Source organism: Cellulomonas massiliensis JC225, from assembly GCF_000312005.1.
GTDB classification, from domain to species: Bacteria; Actinomycetota; Actinomycetes; order Actinomycetales; family Cellulomonadaceae; genus Cellulomonas; species Cellulomonas massiliensis.
In genome coordinates this window covers 1,554,374-1,556,255 of the sequence record NZ_HE978588.1, presented here as the reverse complement: position 1 = coordinate 1,556,255, position 1,882 = coordinate 1,554,374, and the positions used below count along the sequence as shown (strand labels likewise).

The 1,882-nt window shown below is 79.8% G+C and carries 3 protein-coding genes; all 3 read right to left on the bottom strand.

Annotated features, from left to right (window positions below; genetic code table 11):
- Positions 1-362: hypothetical protein (locus HGCM_RS20400; protein ID WP_040398995.1), on the bottom strand; the 362-nt coding region annotated here is incomplete at its 3' end.
- Entirely contained in the window at positions 359-1,105 is a 747-nt protein-coding gene (locus HGCM_RS07410) for a 5-oxoprolinase subunit B family protein (RefSeq protein WP_246119442.1), read from the bottom strand. The genes HGCM_RS07410 and HGCM_RS20400, both read right to left, overlap by 4 nt.
- Positions 1,098-1,868, bottom strand: a complete 771-nt coding sequence (locus HGCM_RS07405; protein ID WP_026075325.1) for a LamB/YcsF family protein — start codon at positions 1,866-1,868, stop codon at positions 1,098-1,100. Before HGCM_RS07405 ends, HGCM_RS07410 begins: the two co-directional genes overlap by 8 nt.
- Between the last annotated feature and the right edge of the window lie 14 nt (positions 1,869-1,882).

Here is a 1,882-nt window from a genome sequence, read left to right as displayed (position 1 = left end):
CCGGCGACGGCGACGTACCGGCGCACGCCCCGCTCGGCGGTGCCGAGCCGCAGCGCGGCCCCGGCGTCCAGCCGCAGGGTCGCGTCCGCCGTGACGGGCCGGCCGTCGACGTCGACCGGCCCTGGTGCACCGGTGACCGCGACGACGACGGGCGCGAGCGCGCGCAGCACCAGCCCTCCCAGCAGCACCTCGAGGCCGGCGGCGCCGGGCGCGTTGCCGACGAGCCGGTTCGCCCGCCGCAGCGCCCCGCGGTCGGCGGCGCCGGCGTGCCCCACGCCGACGTGCGCGAGCCCCGGCCGTCCCTCGTCCTGCACTGTGGTCGACGGGCCGGGCGTGACGACCTCGAGGACCGGGGCGCTCACGGCTCGACCTGCACGAAGCGCACCTCGGTGCCGGGCAGCAGCACCGCGGGAGGGTCGCGGTCCACGTCGAACAGCGTCGTCGCGCAGCGGCCCAGCAGGCGCCACCCGCCGGGCGTCGCCGACGGGTAGACGGCCGTGTACCCGTCGGCGATCGCCACCGCGCCCGCGGGCACCCGCGGCCGCGGGTCCGCCCGGCGAGGGGTCCGCAGCGCGGGGTCGAGCCCCGTGAGGTACGCGAAGCCGGGCATGAAGCCGCCGAAGGCGACCGAGTACCGGCCCGCGAGGTGGCGGCGCACGACCTGGGCGGTCGAGAGACCGGTGAGCGCCGCCACCTCCTCGAGGTCCTCGCCGTCGTAGACCACGGGCAGCTCGACCACCGGGGCGCTCGGCCCCGCGGCCGCCGTCCACGCCCCCGCCGTTCCGGCCTCCGTCCCGCCGCGCGCCGGTGCGCCGGGCAGGTCGGCGACCAGCCGCGCGAGCGCGGCGGCGAGCGCCTGCAGCTCGTGCTCGGCGGCGACCGTCAGCAGCACCGAGCGCGCCGCCGGAACCTGGTCGACGACGGCCGCCCACGGCGCACCGCCGCCGCGGCGGCGCTCCCGGACCGCCGCGTCCAGGCGTCGCACCTGCTCGAGGTCGGGCAGCTCGGCGAGCACGGCCAGGTCGCCGAACGGCACCACCCGCCCGAGCAGGCGCCCGGGCGCGCGTCCCTCGACGGCGGTGCCCGGGGCGTGGGGATCAGGCAAAGGGCCGCACCTCCACGCCGGCGTCGGCGAGCCGGCCCCGGACGCGCGCCGCGAGCGCCACCGCCCCCGGGGTGTCGGAGTGCAGGCACACCGAGCGCGCGTCGACGCGCACGGCGGCGCCGTCCACGGCGAGGACATCGCCGCGCCGCGCCAGGCGCACGACGCGGTCCGCCACGGCCTCGTCGTCGGTGAGCAGGTCGCCCGGCTCCCCCCGGGGCACGAGGGACCCGTCCGCGCGGTACCCGCGGTCCGCGAAGGCCTCCGCGACCGCGCCGAGCCCAGCGGCGCGGGCGAGGTCGAGGACGAGGCCACCCGGCAGCCCGAGCACCGGCAGGCCACCGCCGTGCTCGTCGGCGTCCGCCAGCAGGGCCTCGACGACCGCGCCGGCGTGCCGCTGGTCGCGCGCCACGGCGTGGTAGAGCGCCCCGTGCGGCTTCACGTAGCGCACCGAGGTGCCGGCCGCGTCGGCCGCCGCGCGCAGCGCCGTTAGCTGGGCGCGGACCTGCGAGCGCAGCACGGCGGGCTCGACGTCGAGCGCCCGGCGGCCGAAGTGCTCGCGGTCGTCGTACGAGACGTGCGCGCCGACCGCCACGCCCTGCTCGGCGGCCCACGCGCAGACGGCGGCCATGACGCGCGCGTCGCCGGCGTGACCGCCGCACGCGACGTTCGCGCTGGACACGAGCTCGAGCAGGCGGGCGTCGAGTCCCCGCTCGCCCGGCGTCCACGGGTCGACACCCTCCCCGAGGTCGCAGTTGAGGTCGATGGCGACGGTGGCCG